The organism is Corallococcus exercitus (assembly GCF_003611585.1).
Lineage (GTDB): Bacteria > Myxococcota > Myxococcia > Myxococcales > Myxococcaceae > Corallococcus > Corallococcus exercitus.
This window is the reverse complement of record NZ_RAVW01000197.1, coordinates 1-17,229: the sequence shown is the minus strand read 5'-3', so window position 1 is coordinate 17,229 and position 17,229 is coordinate 1. Positions and strand designations below refer to the sequence as shown.

Below are 17,229 nucleotides of genomic sequence, written 5' to 3'. Positions count from 1 at the left end.
GGCGGCGGGGTGGGGTGGGGCGCGGCGCTCACGCGGGCATCAGACGGCGCGGCCGACGGCGAACAGGCTCATGCCCACGGGCAGCTTCACCTGGCGCTCGGCCTGGGCGAACAGGGGCGCGAACGCGTCGTAGATCTTGAGCTGGAGCTTGGGCACCGCGCGGCGGCGCAGGAGGCGGCTGTTGACGAACCAGCCCGGCAGACCGACGAGGTTCATCCACTCCAGCGTGTCCACGCGGAAGCCGTTCTGCTCCAGCACCGCGCGCAGGGACTCCGGGGTGTAGCGGCGGTAGTGGCCCACGGCCTCGTCGATGGCGCCGAACAGCTGCGGCAGCGCCGGCACGAGGATGAGCACGCGGCCATCCGGCTGCAGAATCTGGCGGAAGCGGCGCACCGCGGACGCGTCGTCCGGGATGTGCTCCAGCACGTTGGACAGCACGATGGTGTCCAGGTTCTCCGCCTTGAGCGACTCCCAGTCCGCGAGCGCCACGTCGGACAGGTAGGGGCGCACGTGGGGCTTGCCGCGGAACATGTTCTTCAGGCGGTCCACGTAGAAGCGCTCCACCTCCAGCGCGACCAGGTGCTCCGCGCCGCCCTCCAGCTCGCGGGTGATGGTGCCGATGCCGGCGCCAATCTCCAGCACGCGGCGGCCCATGTGCTCGCGGAAGCGGCGGCCCAGCCACTGGTTGTAGTGGGTGGCGCCGTCCATGCGCTCCAGGGTGGAGTAGCCCTCGTGCTGGTTGTCCGCGTCGTCGCGCACGGTGGCGTAGCGCACCAGCGTGCGCAGGCGGGCCAGGTGCGCGGAGGCCGGGCGGCGCGGCACGGCCTGCAGCGGCGGCAGGGCCACCTCCGTGAGGCGGAAGAGCTGCGCGGCCAGCTTCACCACCAGCTCCGCGTCCACCGCGTCGTCATCGCTGGTGAGCTGGATGGAGCGCAGCGCCTCCGTGCGGAAGGCGCGCAGGCCGGTGAGCGGATCCGTCAGGGCCACGTCGGTGACGAAGCGGGTGATGCCGCCCAGCGCGCGCTCGGCCACCATCTCCGGCGACATGCCGGGGCGCCGGCCGAAGACGCCGTCCGCGGTGTCGTCGCGCAGGGGCTGCACCAGCGCGTCGTAGCTGTCCGGCGAGTAGGCGGCGTCCGGGTCCTGGAGCACCGTGTGCGTGCCGGTGACGTGGGGCAGCGCGGCGCGGATGGCCGCTCCCTTGCCGCCCTGAGCGGCGAGGACGTGGACGTTGGGACCGGGCGTGACGTCCACCGGACCTTCACCCGCGAGGACGACCTGGGCCTGGCCGGAGAGCGCGTTGGCGAACCGGGCGGCGGCGGCAGCGGTCGCGGGGGTGAAGGGCAGGACGACGGAGAGAGCAGGAACCATGGCGCCGCTCACTACCACAGGCGCTTCCAGGGTGCGCGTTCGCGGACCGGATCGGATGGACGAGGGGCATCCAGGCGGCGTCGGTCGGATGGACAACCCGCCCGGCCCGTTGCACGCTCCGGATGTTATTCCCCCAGCGCGATGTGGGTGCAGGTCGGGTCCGGAGGCTTTTCGGGCCGTTAGCGGACCGCCCGCGGCAGCCACTTCCGGAGAGACGCGACGTGGAAGGAACGGTGTTGGACCCGGCCGGTGGGGCTCCCGGCGCGACGTCCGCGAGCGTGATGCACCGGCTGCGGGGTGTGTGGCGCCGGCGGTGGGTGATGCTCGGGGTGGCGTTGGCCGTCACGGCGCTCACGGCGGCCTGGACGCTCCGGCAGCCGCGCATCTACGCGGCCAGCACCTCGCTCATCATCGACGTCACCGCGCCGCGCATCCTCGACGGCGAGGTGAAGGAGGTGATGGGGGAGGAGCGCAGCAACTACTGGTTCAACAAGGAGTACTACGCCACGCAGAGCGAGATCATCACCTCGCGCGCGGTGGCCAGCCGCGTGGTGGACCGGCTGGGGCTGGCGAAGGACGCGGCCTTCCTGGGCCTGCCCGCGAACCAGGACCCGGCGGAGCGCGCGAAGGCGCTGGAGGGCGCGGACGCGGTGGGGCTCTTGCGCTCGCGCATCCAGGTGGTGCCCGGCAAGGACTCGCGGGTGATGAACATTGGCGTGGAGGACGTGGACCCCACGCGCGCGGCGCTGCTCTCCAACGAGGTGGCCGCCGCGTACATGGCGGAGAACCTGGCGCTCAAGCTGCGCACCACGGAGGAGGCGCGCACGTGGCTGGAGGGGCGCCTGGACGAACTGGGCCGCCAGTCCAAGGCCGGCGAGATGGCCGTCTACGACCTGAAGAAGGACGCGGACATGCTGTCCACGTCGCTGGAGTCGCGGCTGTCCATCGTCAGCGAGCGGATCAACTCCTACAACCTGAAGCTCACCGAGGTGCGCACGCGCATCGCGGCGCAGCAGGCGCGCGTGGACGCCATCCACCGGCTGCGCAAGGACGCCGGCAACGACGAGACGTGGGCGGAGGCCGTGCCCGGCGCGAAGGACGGGCCCATCCAGGACCTGAAGTCGCGCTACGGCGAGCAGAAGGCCGCGTGCGCGGAATTGACCGAGCGCTACCTGCCGGAGCACCCGAAGCTGCTGGAGTGCAACCGCAAGCTGGACGTCGTGCGCGCCGACCTGCTCAAGAGCCTGACCAACGTGGTGCGCTCCGCGGAGACGCAGCTGGCGGAGGCGCAGGGCGAGGAGCGCAACCTCAACAAGCTCCTGGATGAGACGAAGGCCGAGGCCTTCCAGGTGAACAAGAAGGCCATCGAGTACGGACGGCTCCAGCGCGAGTCGGACAACAACCAGCGCCTGTACGAGCTGGTGCTCAAGCGGCTGAAGGACATCGAGCTGTCGGGCCTGCTGCGCACGAGCAACGTGCGCGTGCTGGACGCCGCGCAGCCGGTGATGGTGCCGGTGCGGCCGCACACGCGGCGCAACCTGCTGGTGGGCTGGGTGATGGGGCTGCTGCTGGGCCTGGGCGTGGCGCTGTTCCTGGAGATGCTGGAGAACAGCGTCACGTCGCAGGCGGACGTGGAGGACGTGCTGGGCCTGGCGTTCCTGGGCGTGGTGCCCCGCATGGAGGCCACGAAGGCGCCGGGCGACCGCGACCTGTACGTGCACCGGGCGCCGCGCTCGGCGGTGGCGGAGTGCTGCCGCGCGGTGCGCACCAATCTCCTGTTCATGTCGCCGGACCACCCCTGCAAGACGCTGGTGGTGACGTCCAGCGGCCCGCAGGAGGGCAAGTCCACCACGTGCATCAACCTGGGCGTGGCCATGGCCCAGAGCGGCAACCGCGTGCTGCTGCTGGACACGGACATGCGCAGGCCTCGGCTGCACCGCGCGTTCGGCGTGCCCAACGACCTGGGCATCAGCTCGCTGGTGGTGGGCGAGGGCTCGCTGGACAAGGCGGTGAAGAGCACGGAGGTGCCCAACCTCTTCGTGCTGCCGTGTGGCCCGCTGCCGCCGAACCCCGCGGAGCTGCTGCACACGCGCGCCTTCAAGGAGCTGCTGCGCCAGGCCGGGGAGAGGTTCGACCGCATCATCCTGGACAGCCCGCCGCTCAATGCCGTCGTGGACGCCGCGGTGCTGGCCACGCAGGCGGACGGCGTGGTGATGGTGCTCAAGGCGGGCCGGACGGACCGGGGCGCCGCGAAGCGCGCGCTGCGCTCGCTGGCGGACGTGCAGGCGCGGATGTTCGGCGCCATCCTCAACGACGTGGACCTGCGGCAGCCGCGCTACGGCGACACGTACCTGGGCTACCAGGGCTACGGCCCGACGCAGGACGAGCCCAAGGGCGGGGTGGCGCCGTCGTGAAGGGCGCGGGCCTGCGGGTGCTGCACCTGGGGAAGTTCTACCCTCCGGCCTCCGGCGGAATGGAGGCGCACGTGCGCACGCTGGCGCGGGCGCAGGCGTCGCTGGGCGCGCAGGTGGAGGTGCTGTGCGCGAACCACTCGGTGGACGGCACCGGCACGAGCCACGAGTTCCACGGGCGCAGCCCCACGCGTGAGGAGTGGGATGGACCGGTGCGCGTGGTGCGGCTGGGACGGCTTGCGTCCGTGGCGCGCATGGACGTGATGCCGTCCTTGCCGTTCGTGCTCCGGCGCGCGCTGGCGCGGGGCGTGGACGTGGTGCACCTGCACGTGCCCAACCCGAGCATGGTGCTGGCGCTGGATGCCATCCCGCGCCTGCCCGCGGTGGTGGTGACGCACCAGAGCGACATCATCCGGCAGAAGGTCGCGGGGGCGTTGTTCCGTCCTTTCGAGTGGATGCTGTATTCGCGCGCGGCGCGGCTCCTGGCCACGAGCGACGCGTACGTGCGCGGCTCGTCGCTCCTGTCCACGTTCAAGTCGAAGGTGCGGGTGCTGCCGCTGGGCATCGAGCTGGACGCGTACCTGCATCCTTCCGCGGAGGCGCGCGAGGCTCGGGCGCGCTGGACGGCGGAGGCGGCGGGCGGGCCGCTGTGGCTGATGGTGGGGCGGCTCGTCTACTACAAGGGCTTGTTCACGGCGCTGGAGGCGCTGGTGCACGCGCCGGGGCGGCTGGTCATCGTGGGCGAGGGGCCGCTGGCGCAGGAGGGCCGCGCGCGGGCGAAGGCGCTGGGGATTGAAGACCGCGTGACGTGGGCGGGGTACCTGCCACCGGAGGCTCTGGCGGGTGCGTACCGGGCCGCGACGGCGCTGTGGTTCCCGAGCAATGCGCGCAGCGAGGCGTATGGCCTGTCACAGGTGGAGGCCCTGGCGAGCGGACTGCCCGTGCTCAACACCGCCGTGCCGGACTCCGGTGTGGCGTGGGTGAGCCTGCATGAGCGCACCGGGCTCACGGTGCCGGTGGGGGATGCGCGGGCGCTGGCCGCGGCGGCGCGGCGGTTGGTGGAGGAGCCGGGGCTGCGGGAGCGATTGTCGCGCGGGGCGCAGGAGCGTGCCCGGGCGGAGTTCGCCCATGACGTGATGGCGTCGCGCAGCCTGGAGTTGTACGCGGAGGCGCTCGGACGCCGGCCCGTGACGGAGGAGCGGAGCGATGCCTCCGTCCGGCACGTCGCGGGTGGGCGCTGAAGGTCCGCCGATGCGCGTGCTGCATGTCTCCAGCGGCAATCTGTACGGTGGCGTGGAGACGCTGCTTCGCACGCTGGCGCTCGCGCGAGCGGACCGGGAGGGCGGCGCGGTGCATGCGTTCGCGCTCTGCTTCGAGGGACGCATCGCGGAGGAGCTTCGCGCGGCCGGAGCGCCGTTGACGCTGCTGGGGCCGGCGAAGGTGAGTCGCCCCTGGCTCGTCTGGGAGGCGCGTCGCGCGCTGATGGCGCTGCTCCAGCGGGAGGCGTTCGACGCGGTGGTGTGTCACGCGGCGTGGCCTCAAGCCCTCTTCGGGCCGGTGGTGCGCACGGCCGGCGTGCCGTTGATCTTCTTCCAGCACGACGCGCTCTCGGGTGGGCACTGGGCGGAGCGGTGGGCTCGCGTCACCGTGCCGGACCTGGCGCTGTGCAACAGCCGCTACACCGCGAGCACGCTGCGGAGCGTGTACCCGCGCACGCCCTGGCGTGTGCTCCATCCTCCCGTTCAGGACGGCGGCCCTGGCCTCACTGCTTCGGAGCGCACTTCGCTCCGGGGGGAGCTGGGCGCGGATCCGGCGGACGTCGTCATCGTCCATGCCAGCCGCATGCAGGAGTGGAAGGGGCAGCGGCTGCTCCTCGAAGCGCTGGGCCGGCTGCGACAGGTGCCGCGCTGGAAGGCGTGGTTCGCTGGCGGTGCGCAGCGTCCGGAGGAGGTCTCCTACGAAGAGGGCTTGAAGGCCCAGGCACAGGCCCTGGGGCTTGGGGACCGGGTGCGCTTCCTGGGGCAGCGCTCGGATGTGCCTCGCCTGCTGCGCGCGGCGGAGGTGCACTGTCAGCCCAACACCGGGCCGGAGCCTTTCGGGCTGGCGTTCGTGGAGGCGCTCTACGCCGGGCTTCCCGTGGTCACCACCGCGCTGGGGGGACCGCTGGAGATCGTCGATGCGTCGTGCGGTGTGCTCGTGCCGCCGAAGCCGGAGGCGCTGGCCCTGGCGCTGCGTGAGCTCATCGAAGATGAATCCGCGCGGCGGAAGCTGGGCGGCGGTGGACCTGCTCGCGCGAAGGCGCTGAGCGCGCCGACCGTGTTCCTGGACGCGCTGGAGGACTCGGTGCGCTCCATGGCGCGGGAGCCCGCAGCATGAAGGGCGCCAGTCCTCGTCCCCAGCTCCGCGGGCCGGGCGTGCTGCATCAGCGCTACCTGCGGCGCGCTCCAGTGTCCGCCGTGCCTGCTCCGGCGGGGGCTGCTCCCGCTCCCACGGCGTTCCTCGGCTCGGGGCGCGTGGTGGTGGCCTTCATCGCGCTGTTGTTCGGCTGCCAGCTCGCGCTGCTGTTGGAGGCCTTGTCTCCGGTCCGGGTGCTGTTCCGCATCCTGGCGTTTGGCACCAGCCTCGCGCTGCTGGTGCTGGCGAAGGGGCGCCGCTTCCCGCACCCGGCGATGCCCTTCCTGCTGGCCTTCCTGGGCGTGACGGCGCTCAACTTCTTCCAGCCCGGCACGACCAGCGCGGTGGCGGCGGTGGTCCAGCTGGGCATCCAGGCCTCCGTGTTCGCGCCGCTGTTCTGGGCCAGCCGGCTGCGCATCGACGAGAAGATGTTCCAGCGCATCGTCCTGATGCTCTTCCTGTTCAACATGGTGAGCGCGACGCTGGGCGTCCTCCAGGTGTACTTCCCGGGCCGCTTCCAGCCCGCACTGTCCACCGTCATCGAGGGCCAGGGGGACGCCTATATCCGCAGCCTCCAGTTCGAGACGGCCAGCGGCGCACGCGTCTTCCGGCCCATGGGCCTGACGGACTTGCCGGGCGGCGCCGCGACCGGTGCCTTCTATTCGGTCCTGCTCGGAGGGGCGCTGTTCCTGGGCCCCCGGGGGCGGTGGAAGACGGTGCTGGGCCTGGCGGGCATCGGCGTGGGGATGGTGAGCCTGTACCTGTGTCAGGTGCGTGCGGCGGCGGTGACGCTGCTCGTGTGCATGGTGGCCATGGCCCTGGTGCTGATGCTGGGCGGACGGCTGATGCGGCTGGTGGTGCTGACCACGGTGGTGGGTGGGCTCGCGGTGGGCGCCTTCGGGTGGGCCGTCGCGGTCGGCGGCGACGCGGTGCTGGCGCGCTGGAGCACGCTCACCGCGTCGGATCCAGGCCAGGTGTATCAGGGCAACCGCGGTCACTTCCTGGACGACACCTTCGGGGAACGCCTGCCGGAATATCCGCTGGGCGCGGGGCTGGGCCGCTACGGCATGGCCAACGCCTATTTCGGAGACAACAGCGACCGGAACCAGCCTCCGCTCTGGGCGGAGATCCAATGGACGGCGTGGGTCTACGACGGCGGGGTGCTGGCCATCGTCCTCTACCCGCTGGCCCTGCTGCTGACGATGCTGTGGAGCTTCCGGGTGGCCATCCGCCGCGACGACGCCCGGGGTGATTTCTGGCTGTGGGGCAGCCTGCTGTTCGCCTATGACCTGGGCGCCGTGGCGCTCACCTTCAGCTACCCGTTCTTCATGAGCCAGATGGGCATGGAGTTCTGGCTGCTCAATGGGGCGTTCTTCAGCGCGTACCGGAATGCGACCGTACACACTCATCGCCGGTGACTTCGCCTCCACCGGAGGCATGGACCGCGCGAACCTCGCGCTGGCGGACTGGCTCGCGCGCCGGGGCGGCCCCGTGCTGCTGGTGGCGCACCGGGTGGAGGACTCGCTGCTGCGCTACCCGAACGTGCGCTTCGTCCGCGTGCCCAAGCCCGCCAATGCCTACCTGCTGGGCGAACCGGTGCTGGACGTCGTGGGCCGCTACCATGCCCGGCGCACGCTGGCCGAAGGCGGTCAGGTGGTGGCCAACGGCGGCAACTGCGAGGTGCCCGCCGCCAACTGGGTCCACTACGTGCACGGCGCGCATCCGCACCAGCCTTCTGGGGGGACGCTGCGCAGGCTCAAGGGGTTCGTGAGCCACCGCGTGTTCCTGGCGCGGGAGCGGCGCGCGCTGCGCCGGGCCCGCATCATCGTCGCGAACTCGGAGCGCACGCGCAGGGACCTGCTGGCCGTGACGGGCGTGGAGCCTTCGCGGGTCCACGTCGTCTATCTGGGCGGCGACCCCTCGCGCTTTCCCGCGACGTCCCCCTCGCTCCGCCGTGAATCCCGGGAGGCGCTGGGCTGGCCCCAGGAGCGTCGCGTGGCGCTGTTCGTCGGTGCGCTGGGGGACCGGCGCAAGGGCTTCGACACGCTCTTCGATGCGTGGACCCGTCTGTGCGCGCGCCCCGCGTGGGACGTGGACCTGTGTGTCGTGGGGACGGGCGCGCAGCGGGAGGCGTGGGAGCGCGAGGCGCGAGCGCGCGGCCTGGACTCGCGCATCCGGTTCCTGGGCTTCCGCACGGACGTGCCGCGCTTGCTGGCCGCCGCGGATCTGCTGGTCGCACCCACGCGCTATGAGCCCTACGGGCTGGGCGTACACGAGGCGCTGTGCGTGGGACTTCCCGCGCTGGTGAGCCGAACGGCGGGCGTGGCCGAGCGCTATCCGCCCGAGCTCCAGGGCCTGCTGCTGGAGGATCCGGACGACGTGGACGCGCTGGTGCGACGACTGGAGGACTGGCGTCACCGGGGCGAGAGTTGGATGCCTGCGGTGTCCGCGCTGTCCTCCACGCTTCGCGCCTGGACGTGGGATGCGATGGCGGAAGCGTTGGTGGCCCGGCTGGAGGCGTGAGTCAGGCCCGGCCCTGGAGCACTGCCTCGAAGAAGTCGAGGTGCTCCCGGGCCACCACCGGCCAGGCGAAGCGGGACGTCGCGCGCTCACGCCCTCGCGTGGCCAGCTCCCGGCGCCGGGCGGGACTCTCCAGCAGCTCCGCGAGCGTGGCGGTCCACGCGCGGACGTCCGCCTCCGGAAGGACTCGGCCGGCGTCGCCCACGGTGTGCGGAATCTCTCCGGAGTCGCTGGCGCACACGGGCACGCCGCACGCGAAGGCCTCCGCGAGCATCCGGCCGAACTGCTCCTTCCACATGGGCGTCGTCTGGCTGGGCGCGCAGAGCACGTCCATGGCGTTGAGCGCGCGCGGCACCTCCGCGTGCTTCACGCCGGTGATGATCCGCACGCGGTCGCCCTGGCGCTCCGCCCAGGCGCGCAGCTCGACCTCCAGGGGGCCTCCGCCAACGAACAGCGCGCGCCAGGGCGTGCACAGGCCCTCCAGCGCGCCCATCAGCAGGCGCAGGCCCTTCTCCGGCACGAAGCGCCCCAGAAAGCCCACGACGGGCGGACCTTCCTGCGTCCAGCCTTGAGCGCGCCGGAAGTCCGCGCCCGCCGCCGCGTCCGGTTGGAAGTGCTCCACGTCCACGCCCATGGGGATGAAGCGCGAGGGCCGCAGCGGATAGCCGCCGCGCGCCTGGAGCGTGTCCCGCACCGTCTGGCCCCAGGCCACCCAGCCCGAGGCGCGGTGCACGACGAAGCGCTCCACCTGCGCGAAGGGCGGTGGGTAGCGCTTGGGCAGGTTCTGCGCCGTGCAGAACACGAGCGGCACCCGGCGCGGCGTCAGCAGGGCCACCTCCAGGCCGGAGAGCACGTAGGGCTCCTCCCAGGAGTGCACCAGGTCCACGCCGCGCGACAGGTGGGCGCGCAGCTCGGGGCCGTACACGAAGCCGTGCAGGGAACGGCTGAGGAAGGCGCGCACGGTTTCGATGCGCACGGGTTCCGATGGGTCGCGCTGGAGCACCAGCGGCCCCAGGTCTCCGTGGAAGGCGCGCGGCGCGACGGCGGTGATGTCCCAGCGGCCCGCGCCCACCCGGGTCATCTCGTTGGCCAGCCGCCGGTTGAGCGTGACGACGTACGAGTGCGAGAGGGTGACGAGCTTCCGTGGGCGTGTCATCCGCGCGGCTCCGACAGCACCTGTCGATACACGCCCAGGATGTCCCGGGCGTAGCGCTCGCGGGAGAAGCGGCGCACGGCGGTGCTGCGAGCCGCGCGGGCCAGGGTGTCTCGCAAGGCTTCGTCCTCCAGGAGCCGGCGCAGGGCCGCCGCGAGCGTGGTCGCGTCGCCGGGTTCAATGGCGAGGACGTCCTCGCCGTCCCGCAGCGCTTCGGCAGCCCCACTGGCCTTCGAGATGACAGCCGCCCTGCCGCAGGCGAGTGCCTCCGCGATGGTGAGGCCGAAGGGCTCGCGGCGGGTGCTCGCGTGCACGAAGACGTCCAGGGCCCGGTAGACGCGGGCGGGTTCGGGCTGGAAGGGCACGAAGCCCACGCGGCCCGTGAGGCCATGGCGCTCCACCTGTTCGCGCAGCTCCGCGTCGGTGAACTGCGAGCCGGCCGTGCGGTAGAGCGGCGCGCCCACGAGGTAGACGCGCACGGGCAACGAAGGCGCCTGACGCATCAGCAGGGCCGCGGCCTCCAGGAAGACGTCGTGTCCCTTCCAGCGCGCATATGTGGCCACGAGCCCCACGCGCAGCGTGCCCGGAGGCGCGGGAGGCAACCCGGCCAGTGCATCCAGTCGCGCGCCGTCACCTGGGGCCGGAGAGAACCGCTCCACGTCCACGCCATTGGGCACGACGTGCACGGGCACATTGCCGAGCACCGTGCGCGCGTCGTCACCCACCGCCTGCGAGTTCGCGATGGCTGCCGAGGCCAGCGGATGCAGGCCGGAGAGCGCGCGACGCACGAGCGGACGTTCGCCGAGGAAGTCGTGCACATGCCACACGCGCGGAACCGGCAGCCCGGTGGTGGCCGCGCTCAGCAGGTGGGTCTTGATGCCATTGGAGTGCAGCAGGTCCGGCGCCGCGTCGCGCACCGCACGTCGCAAGTCGAGGCCGTAGCGGGCCAGCAGCAGGGGCGTGGGTGCCAGCTCGCGCGTGAAGCGCCAGAGCCCGGCCCGGCCCTGTTCCCGCAGTCCGCTGTCTCCGAGCGCGGAGAGGCGATCCGGCAGGGCGAGCACGCGGGCCTCCACGCCGAGGCCCCGTGCCGTCTCCACGAGTGGCCCGTCCGTGCCCGCGATGAGGTGCAGCGACAGGCCAGGCTCCAGCGTGCGCAGGCACGCGAGCAGATCCACGAGTGCGCGCTCGGCACCGCCCAGGATTCCTACGGGGTTGAGGAACAGGATGCGCACGCGGGAGCGACCGAATCAGACCCGCCCGGGGCGGTCAAGACGATGCAGGTACGCGTCCAGCACCGTGCGCGCGTGGGCGCTCCAGGTGAAGCGCGCGGCCCGAGCACGCCGCGTCTCCGGTGATGGCACGGGCACGCGGCCGGTGAGCAGCGCATCCACGGCTTCCGCCCACGCGGCCACGTCCCCCACCGGGCAGTACGTGCAGGCGTCCGCGCCCACTTCGCGCAGCACCGGAAGGTCGCTGGCCACCACGGGAACGCCACACGCCAGCGCTTCGATGACGGGCAGGCCGAAGCCTTCCGCCTCACTGGGCACCAGCACCGCACAAGCGCGCCGGTACAGGCCCGCGAGCGTGGCCCGCTCCTGCCGGGGCGGTTGCAGCAGCGCGTCCTTCAAGCCGAGCCGCGCAACCTGTGCCTGTTGGGCCGCGTCCAGTTCGCCTCCCTGCTGCACCAGCATGAGGTCCGGATGCCGGGCTCGCAGCGCAGCGAAGACGTCGAAGAGCACGTCCAGGCGCTTGCGGCGGATGGCGCTGCCCACGTGCAGCAGGTACGGCCGGCCCCTCAGCGGTGCGAGCACCGTATCGCTGGCGTCTCCGGGAACGGCTTCGAGCCGGTACTCCGGCGACACCCCGTAGGGCGCCCACACCAATCGCTCGGGAGGCACCACGCAGTGCGCGAGCAGTTCGTCGCGCACCTGCTGCGTGCTGTGGAAGACGAGGGCCGCGCGCTCCAGTCCCTTGAGCGTGGCGCGTGCCATCAGGCGGAACCACCTGGGACGCGGTTCGCGGTGCGGCTCCAGGACGGAGCGGAAGGCATCCAGGTCATGGCAGAAGACGCCGGTGCGCTCCGCAGGCAGCGCGTGGACGAGCTGCGCGTAGGTGTGGTCCACGACGTGGAACGCGTCGTGCCACACGCGTTCCCGCAGCAGTCGCGCGGGGTAGAGTCCGAAGCGGGTGAGCAGCCGGTCCGCGTTGAAGGCGGCCTTGCGGTTGCCCACGCGGGGCAGGGCACGCACGGCGTGGGGAATCGACGGCCGCACGCGGGTGACGGCGACCTCGGTGGGAAACGCCGCCAGCCCCTCCACGAGTGCTTCGCCCACCAGGTCCATGCTGGGCCAGCCCTCCTCGCGCGGATCCATCAGGACCTTCAACCGCAAGGGGCTCACCTCAGAATCCATTCTTGAGGCGCCTCTCATGCATGCTCTCAAGCCATTCCATCGACTCCGAGGCCTGGGAACTCACGGTGCCCACCCATCCCGGAACCGGGGTCCGGTCCTGGATCATTTCCTGGAGTGCCGGCCGCAGAGGCGGATGCCCCGTATTGCCCAGGGCGTGGACCGCGCAATAGCGCACCTCGGGCGAAGGGTCCTTCAACGCTTCGAGCAGGGCATCGACCGCGACCTTGAACTCCGCGGAGTCCGTCCTCACGTTCAGGAAGTTGTACGCTAGGTACTCCGCGGCCTGGCCACGGACCAGGGGCGCCTCCTGAACGTCCTTGAGGATGCCGACCATGAGGTCCCACTGCGCCAGATGTCCGTGCCAGGTCAGCGCGTAGAGGATGGCGTGCCGCGTGTCGACGCGCGTCTCCGCTTCGAGGAAGCGGAGCAGCGTGGGCGTGGCCGCCTTGGCGTAACACAGCAGCTTCGACGCCTTGACCATCGCGATGGGATCGTCGCCCAGGATGTCCTTCAGCGCGACGTCGCGCTCTTCTGGCGTCGGCCGTGTGTCACTCATGAGGGGGCTCCATCCGCCGTGGCAGGTGCGTCACCGTGTGCTCCAGCGTGAAGTGCTCACGGTACACGCGGTCCGCGCGCTCACCCAGGGCCCGGCGTTCCTCGCCGTGCTCCAACAGATGCTCTGCGAGCGCCAGCAGCGCTTCGGGTGACGCATCGTCCGCGAGCGCCACGGGCCGCGGTTCGCGCCAGTCGCGGTGGAACGGCATGGGCGCTCATGGCGTGTCTTCCGTCCTTCGCCCCAGCAGGGCCTCCACCGTGCGCTCCAGGGAGAAGCGCTCGCGGTAGAGGCGCGCGGCGTGGGCTCCCAGCGCGCGGCGGGCGTCGTCCCGGGCGAGCAGGTCCTCGGTGGCTTCGGCCAGGGCCGGTGGCGAGACGCCCTCCACCAGCGCCACCGGAAGCGCGTCGCGCCACAGGGGTTCCGTGAGGTGCCCCGTGTTCGTGACCATGGGGACGCCCAGTGCCAGCCCGGCCATCGCACTGCCCCTCCGGGTACTGATGCCATCCGGATACGGCTGTATCAGGACGTCACTGGCCCGCAGGAAGGCCGCGGCTTCGCCCGGGGCCAGCGCATCACGGGCATGCAGCCGGTTCGCGAGGGACGGGTGCCTGGCGCACAGCCGGTCCCGGAATCCATCACTGCCCCTTCCGAGCAGCAGACCCTGCCTGCGGGCATCCGCCTCCAACACCGGGACGAGCACCGACTCCAGGGGAGCCGCGATGGCCTGTCCATAGGTCCCGAAGTGACCCACCACGGGACCTTCCGGCAGCGAGGCGCGAGCGCGGGCGCGAGCCGCCGGCGACAGCTCCACGGGCAGGTTGCTGGGCACGGGACGCCATTCCGTGCGCTGCCTCACCCGGGCGGACAGATGAGCCGTCCAGGCGGGGATGGAGACGAAGACGCGGTCCGCGGCCTCCGCCACCAGCCCCAGCATGAGCCGGGTCGTGACCGCCAGCACCTGATGGCGCAGGGGCGCGTGGCGGATCCACGGGTAGACGGCTTCGTGCAGGAACACCAGGCGCTCATCCTGACGGCGCGCCGCGAACCACGCGCAGAAGGGGACGTTCATCGCCTTCAGTCCCAGCGCGTGGGGCACGTACTGGAGCAGCAGCCGACGCGGTCCCGGACAGGCATCCAGTTCGCGTGACAGCGTGCGCAGGTCCCCCGGCGCGAACCGCCCGGGCGCGCGGTGGACCGTCACGCCGCCTTCCTTCACGACGCCCCGGGGCCCCGGCGCCCAGACGTGGACCTGCTCTCCCGCGCCCGCCAGTGCATCCGCGAGCAGCCGCGAGTGGTCCGCGACGCCGCCGGTCATGGGCGGGTATTCGCCCGACAGCAGATGCCAGGAGGGCAGGGGAGCAGACACGCGGGGCTTCATCCAGGGACAGCGGGGGCAGCGCGACTCTTAACCGCTTCGCGCCTCGGGCGGGAAGCCATGTCGCCGTCCGGTGCCCGGAGTATCCTCCGGCCCTCCTGCTCCCTCACGGCATGCCCTTCTTCTCCGTCGTCATCCCGACCTTCAACCGCGCCGCGCTCCTGGAGGAGACGCTGGCGTCCGTCTTCGCCCAGACGCTGACGGACTTCGAGGTCATCGTCGTGGACGACGGCTCCACGGATGGCACCGGCGGGCTGCTCGCGCGGTACGGGACGCGGGTGCGCGTGTTCCGCCAGGAAAACGCGGGCCAGGGCGTGGCCCGCAACCTGGGCATCCGCGAGGCCCGGGGAGACTACGTGGCCTTCCTGGACAGCGATGACTTGTGGCCGCCGTGGACGCTGGAGACGTTCCAGCAGGTCCTCCAGTCCCGGGGCCCGCTCACGCTGGTGATGGGGCGGGCCCAGGCCTTCCAGGACGCCCGGGAGCTGTCCGTCCTGGAAGACGGGCCCGTCACCGCGCGGCGCTTCGACGACTACCTGGCCAGCGCGGATGCGACCTTCATCCGCACGGCGTGCGCGGTGGCCGTGCGCACGGAGGCCCTGCGCCGCGTGGGTGGGTTCAGCGACCGGCGCATCAGCGCCGAGGACTACGACCTGCTGTACCGGCTGGGCGTCGAGCCGGGCTTCGCCTACGTGGAGTCCCCGGTCACGCTGGGCTATCGCCAGCACGCGACGTCGTCCTCGCGCGACCTGGACCGGGGCTACGAAGGCACGCTGTTCCTGCTGGAGCAGGAGCGTCGCGGGCACTACCCGGGAGGCGCCGCGCGCCGTCGCGAACGCCTGGCCATGCTGCTCTTCGGGCTGCGCCACGTGACGCACTGGCTGCTGGAGCACGGCCATCGCCGTCAGGCCCTGGCCCTCTACGCGCGCGGCCTGCGCTTCCACCGCGTGCTGCCCCGGTGGCGCTACCTGCTGGGGTTCCCGCCCTGGGTGCTCGCGGCGTCGCTGCGGTCGCGCCGCTGAGCGGGGCTCCGGAGCCGGTGGCGCATGGGCTCCTCGACCCACCGGAAGAGCAGCACGGACACGCCCACGGTCACGGGGACCATGAGGAGCGTGAGCACGTTGTGGGGCAGCGTGAACGTGCGCGTGTTCACCGCCAGCGCGTAGTTCAGCAGCGAGCCGTGGGTCATGTAGAGCGCGTAGCTGGCACCGCCCAGCAGCACCAGTCCGCGCGTCCCCAACCCCAGGCCCCGGCCGACAAGTCCGCCCGCGAGCAGGAGGATGCTCGCGGTGAACAGCGGCACCAGCACGGCGGCCTGCACCAGCGGTGACGGCGGCCCCGGCAGCACCATCAAGCCCACCGCCAGCGCGCCCGCCACGAGCACGAAGCCCCCGGTCCGCGCCCACGCGTGCACCGCCGGATGTTCGTACCGGCAGAACACCAGACCCACGCACAGGCCGATGAGGAACTCCGGCAGTCGCGCGAGCGGAATGGCCTCCGTGGAAATCAGCCCCCAGGCCCGGAGCATGGCTGCCAGCGTTCCGTCCGGCATCCGGGCAGCGGCCTCCGTGGCGAGCATGGGCGTGGTGCCCAGGGCCCATGCACCCAGGGCGATGACGCAGAGCCACCGGGAGCGCTGTCGCGCCAGCCACGGGCCCACGAACGGGAAGAGCAGGTAGAAGAACGCCTCCACCGACAGCGTCCACGCGACGATGTTCCACGTGGGCCGGTGCAGCGTCAGCCACCCCTGCGTGAGCGTGAGCGTCGCGCCGCTGATGCGCAGCACCTCGCCCAGGCTCGCGGCGGGCTCCGCCTGGACGATGGCGCGCACGAACAGGGGCAGGTCCACGAGCAGGGAGACGAGGTACACCGGATACAGCCTCGCGAACCTCGCGCGGAAGAACTCCGTCCGCGTGCCCCGCATGCCCCCTTCGTCCAGGTACGTGTACGCGAGGATGAAGCCGGACAGGATGAAGAACAGGCTGACGGTGGAGAAGCCCGCGCCGACCAGCTGGCCCAGTCCCGTGGGCAGCGCCGGAGTGCAGGGCGCGCAGTAGCCGTGGTAGCCCATCACGCCCAGCGCCGCGAGGAAGCGCAGCCCGGTGAGCGCGGGCAGCGCGGGACGTCCCTCTCGCGTGCTCACGACGAGGTCCGCCGTCCGCGCACGTGCGCCACGACGGCGCGCAGCTCCCCCACCAGCGACAGGCCGTGCCGCGAACGCTCGCGGACGAGCACCAGCACCGCCAACGCCCCGGTCCCCACCAGCGCCTGCACCAGCACCCCGTGCTGCCCCGTGGCGAGCCGCGACAGCCCCACCGCGAGCGCCAGCAGCGCGCCCACCGTGAGGAAGGGCTCCAGCACCTGGAACTCCAGGCCGGCCAGATGCGGGCTGCGCCGGGCCACCAGCCACGCGCTCAGGTACAGCTCCGTGAGCGTGATGGCCGTGGCGGTGACGCCAATGCCCACGATGCCCCAGTGCATCACCGCTAGCGCGCCCAGGCCGAAGCGCAGGGAGCTGGACCCGATGAGCACGTACACCCGTTCACGCGCGTGGCCGCTGGCGTACTGCTGCGAGTTCAGCAGGCCGTGCACCGCCTGCATCGCGCCCTCCAGCATGAACCACTGCACCAGTGGGATGGCGGGCGTCCAGCGCGCACCGAAGAGGACGGGGATGAGGAACGGCAGCGCGATGACGCCGAAGGGGACGACGACGAGGAGCACCGCGCTGATGCGGCGGATGGACGTGCGCAGGTACTCCGCGAGCGCCTCCACGTCCTGCTGCATGCGACTGTAGGCGGGATAGGCCACGCGGTTGAGCACGCTGCTCATCGCCAGCGGCACGGAGGCCAGCGCGAAGGCCCAGTTCACCAGGCCCACCGCGTCCTTGCCCTCCATGCGCCCCACCACCAGCGGCACCCAGCCGTTGAGGATGGCGGGCACGATGCCGGTGAGCTGGTACCAGATGCCGAAGCCGAGCAGCCGCTGGACGATGGCCCACCGCTGTCTCTTATACCCATCTGACGCTGCCGACGATCAGG

The 17,229-nt window shown here is 71.9% G+C and carries 15 protein-coding genes; 6 read left to right on the top strand and 9 right to left on the bottom strand.

Annotation, left to right across the window (positions count from 1 at the left end; genetic code table 11):
- Positions 1 to 39: 39 nt before the first annotated feature.
- Positions 40 to 1,371, bottom strand: coding sequence for a bifunctional glycosyltransferase/class I SAM-dependent methyltransferase (locus tag D7W79_RS23320; RefSeq protein WP_120527597.1), 1,332 nt, complete (start codon positions 1,369 to 1,371; stop codon positions 40 to 42).
- A gap of 221 nt (positions 1,372 to 1,592) precedes the next feature.
- On the opposite strand from D7W79_RS23320, the gene D7W79_RS23315 reads away from it, so the two are divergent.
- The 5 genes from D7W79_RS23315 to D7W79_RS23295 are packed head-to-tail and all read left to right on the top strand — an operon-like array spanning position 1,593 to position 8,699.
- Positions 1,593 to 3,785 (top strand): GumC family protein, encoded by a 2,193-nt coding sequence (locus tag D7W79_RS23315; RefSeq protein WP_120527594.1) that lies wholly within the window; start codon positions 1,593 to 1,595, stop codon positions 3,783 to 3,785.
- A complete protein-coding gene (locus D7W79_RS23310; RefSeq protein WP_120527593.1) occupies positions 3,782 to 5,023 on the top strand; it encodes a glycosyltransferase in 1,242 nt (413 codons plus the stop codon). Before D7W79_RS23315 ends, D7W79_RS23310 begins: the two co-directional genes overlap by 4 nt.
- Positions 4,989 to 6,158 (top strand): glycosyltransferase family 4 protein, encoded by a 1,170-nt coding sequence (locus D7W79_RS23305; RefSeq protein WP_120527592.1) that lies wholly within the window; start codon positions 4,989 to 4,991, stop codon positions 6,156 to 6,158. The genes D7W79_RS23310 and D7W79_RS23305 overlap by 35 nt, the downstream gene beginning before the upstream one ends.
- On the top strand, positions 6,155 to 7,594 hold the full coding sequence (locus tag D7W79_RS23300) for an O-antigen ligase family protein (protein WP_120527591.1): 1,440 nt from the start codon (positions 6,155 to 6,157) through the stop codon (positions 7,592 to 7,594). Before D7W79_RS23305 ends, D7W79_RS23300 begins: the two co-directional genes overlap by 4 nt.
- On the top strand, positions 7,566 to 8,699 hold the full coding sequence (locus tag D7W79_RS23295) for a glycosyltransferase family 4 protein (protein ID WP_244221922.1): 1,134 nt from the start codon (positions 7,566 to 7,568) through the stop codon (positions 8,697 to 8,699). The genes D7W79_RS23300 and D7W79_RS23295 overlap by 29 nt, the downstream gene beginning before the upstream one ends.
- Before the next feature lies 1 nt (position 8,700).
- Here D7W79_RS23295 and D7W79_RS23290 read toward each other — a convergent pair whose 3' ends face one another.
- The 6 genes from D7W79_RS23290 to D7W79_RS23265 are packed head-to-tail and all read right to left on the bottom strand — an operon-like array spanning position 8,701 to position 14,182.
- Positions 8,701 to 9,852, bottom strand: a complete 1,152-nt coding sequence (locus D7W79_RS23290; RefSeq protein WP_120527590.1) for a glycosyltransferase family 4 protein — start codon at positions 9,850 to 9,852, stop codon at positions 8,701 to 8,703.
- Positions 9,849 to 11,081 carry a glycosyltransferase family 4 protein gene (locus D7W79_RS23285; RefSeq protein WP_120527589.1) on the bottom strand — a complete coding sequence of 411 codons (1,233 nt, stop codon included), beginning with the start codon at positions 11,079 to 11,081 and terminating at the stop codon, positions 9,849 to 9,851. The genes D7W79_RS23290 and D7W79_RS23285 overlap by 4 nt, the downstream gene beginning before the upstream one ends.
- Positions 11,082 to 11,096: 15 nt before the next feature.
- The gene (locus D7W79_RS23280) at positions 11,097 to 12,221 is read right to left on the bottom strand and encodes a glycosyltransferase family 4 protein (RefSeq protein WP_208729815.1); all 1,125 of its coding nucleotides are present in this window, start codon (positions 12,219 to 12,221) and stop codon (positions 11,097 to 11,099) included.
- Between the two features lie 28 nt (positions 12,222 to 12,249).
- Positions 12,250 to 12,816: a HEAT repeat domain-containing protein gene (locus D7W79_RS23275; protein WP_244221921.1), complete on the bottom strand. Its 567-nt coding sequence runs from the start codon at positions 12,814 to 12,816 to the stop codon at positions 12,250 to 12,252.
- On the bottom strand, positions 12,809 to 13,024 hold the full coding sequence (locus D7W79_RS23270; protein WP_208729814.1) for a glycosyltransferase family protein: 216 nt from the start codon (positions 13,022 to 13,024) through the stop codon (positions 12,809 to 12,811). The genes D7W79_RS23275 and D7W79_RS23270 overlap by 8 nt, the downstream gene beginning before the upstream one ends.
- Before the next feature lie 6 nt (positions 13,025 to 13,030).
- Positions 13,031 to 14,182 carry a glycosyltransferase family 4 protein gene (locus D7W79_RS23265; protein ID WP_338078821.1) on the bottom strand — a complete coding sequence of 384 codons (1,152 nt, stop codon included), beginning with the start codon at positions 14,180 to 14,182 and terminating at the stop codon, positions 13,031 to 13,033.
- A gap of 122 nt (positions 14,183 to 14,304) precedes the next feature.
- Here D7W79_RS23265 and D7W79_RS23260 point away from each other — a divergent pair, with 122 nt between their 5' ends.
- The gene (locus tag D7W79_RS23260; protein WP_120527586.1) at positions 14,305 to 15,213 is read left to right on the top strand and encodes a glycosyltransferase family 2 protein; all 909 of its coding nucleotides are present in this window, start codon (positions 14,305 to 14,307) and stop codon (positions 15,211 to 15,213) included.
- On the opposite strand, the gene D7W79_RS23255 is transcribed toward D7W79_RS23260, so the two are convergent.
- Both D7W79_RS23255 and D7W79_RS23250 read right to left on the bottom strand, forming a co-directional pair.
- The gene (locus D7W79_RS23255; protein WP_120527585.1) at positions 15,156 to 16,334 is read right to left on the bottom strand and encodes an acyltransferase family protein; all 1,179 of its coding nucleotides are present in this window, start codon (positions 16,332 to 16,334) and stop codon (positions 15,156 to 15,158) included. The two genes, D7W79_RS23260 and D7W79_RS23255, sit on opposite strands and share 58 nt — an antisense overlap.
- Positions 16,331 to 17,182: an oligosaccharide flippase family protein gene (locus tag D7W79_RS23250; RefSeq protein WP_276375400.1), complete on the bottom strand. Its 852-nt coding sequence runs from the start codon at positions 17,180 to 17,182 to the stop codon at positions 16,331 to 16,333. Before D7W79_RS23250 ends, D7W79_RS23255 begins: the two co-directional genes overlap by 4 nt.
- Between the last annotated feature and the right edge of the window lie 47 nt (positions 17,183 to 17,229).

Excerpts from the sequence above, each read along its gene's own strand:
- D7W79_RS23260 (WP_120527586.1), top strand. The coding sequence starts at position 14,305 with ATGCCCTTCTTCTCCGTCGTCATCCCGACCTTCAACCGCGCCGCGCTC.
- D7W79_RS23320 (WP_120527597.1), bottom strand. The coding sequence starts at position 1,371 with ATGGTTCCTGCTCTCTCCGTCGTCCTGCCCTTCACCCCCGCGACCGCT.
- D7W79_RS23270 (WP_208729814.1), bottom strand. The coding sequence starts at position 13,024 with ATGCCGTTCCACCGCGACTGGCGCGAACCGCGGCCCGTGGCGCTCGCG.
- D7W79_RS23290 (WP_120527590.1), bottom strand. The coding sequence starts at position 9,852 with ATGACACGCCCACGGAAGCTCGTCACCCTCTCGCACTCGTACGTCGTC.
- D7W79_RS23275 (WP_244221921.1), bottom strand. The coding sequence starts at position 12,816 with ATGAGTGACACACGGCCGACGCCAGAAGAGCGCGACGTCGCGCTGAAG.
- D7W79_RS23280 (WP_208729815.1), bottom strand. The coding sequence starts at position 12,221 with ATGGATCCGCGCGAGGAGGGCTGGCCCAGCATGGACCTGGTGGGCGAA.
- D7W79_RS23295 (WP_244221922.1), top strand. The coding sequence starts at position 7,566 with ATGCGACCGTACACACTCATCGCCGGTGACTTCGCCTCCACCGGAGGC.
- D7W79_RS23300 (WP_120527591.1), top strand. The coding sequence starts at position 6,155 with ATGAAGGGCGCCAGTCCTCGTCCCCAGCTCCGCGGGCCGGGCGTGCTG.
- D7W79_RS23305 (WP_120527592.1), top strand. The coding sequence starts at position 4,989 with ATGCCTCCGTCCGGCACGTCGCGGGTGGGCGCTGAAGGTCCGCCGATG.